The sequence below is a fragment of the Aeromonas sp. QDB68 genome (assembly GCF_027707405.1).
Lineage (GTDB): Bacteria > Pseudomonadota > Gammaproteobacteria > Enterobacterales > Aeromonadaceae > Aeromonas > Aeromonas caviae.
This window is the reverse complement of sequence record NZ_JAPCIQ010000236.1, coordinates 1-820: the sequence shown is the minus strand read 5'-3', so window position 1 is coordinate 820 and position 820 is coordinate 1. Positions and strand designations below refer to the sequence as shown.

Genomic DNA, 820 nt, shown 5'->3' with positions numbered 1-820 from the left:
TAGCTCATGTTCGGTTCCTACTCGTTTTGGCATTAATTATTGTGCTACTACTCGCAATAATTAATAGAGGCCCCTTGTGCGTATTCCGGTGAAGTTGAACAGTGATTCCGGAATCTGTGAACACCATTTCCGGAAAGTATGCGGACAGGGATTCTTCGAGCAGAAGCTGAGCTTTGAGGGGAGGCATCTTTTTGACTCACTGAACAAGCCAGCAGCCAAGCGCAGCGCGGCAGTTGTGGATCCAAGACGTTGGAACAGGACGGTTCATCTGACATCAGAGTACGTGCACTGAGGTGTCCGGAATCGGTGTACACGCAAGCCGGAATCAGCGTTCATTTTAAACCGGAATAGGTGTTCATTTTCGACCGGAATATGCACCTTGATCATTGGCATAGGGAAGAAGCGAACAAGTCTCCGCGCGAGATGAGAGGACCCGTTTGACACGCCTCAACCATCAGCGGTCAATCTAGTGTTGATAGATCACGCATTAGCGTAAACTCATGAATTTTAGATATTTATTCACCACTCTCATACCTGACAGAATCACCTTCTCCAGATAGTTGCTATTCATAGCGAACACCGGAGAAACAAGGAGTCACCATTATGTTAAGTCATGCGCTGGTTCAGATTAGAGAAGCATTGGCCCAAGTGCCCTACATCGTCCACATCAATAATCAGGACGATTATGAGCGAGCTCTTGAGCTGATGGACGAGCTGGTAGATGACTATGACACTAATAAGCAATCCTGATTACCCATGACCCTCAGCCAGCTTCAAGAGCCGATATGGCATCGGAGGGCTTGCCACGACTGCATGCCCC

General features: G+C 48.0%; 1 protein-coding gene. It reads left to right on the top strand.

The window, feature by feature from the left end; all coding sequences use genetic code 11:
- Positions 1-603 precede the first annotated feature (603 nt).
- Positions 604-750, top strand: a complete 147-nt coding sequence (locus PG892_RS22425; protein ID WP_223917534.1) for a hypothetical protein — start codon at positions 604-606, stop codon at positions 748-750.
- Positions 751-820 lie beyond the last annotated feature (70 nt).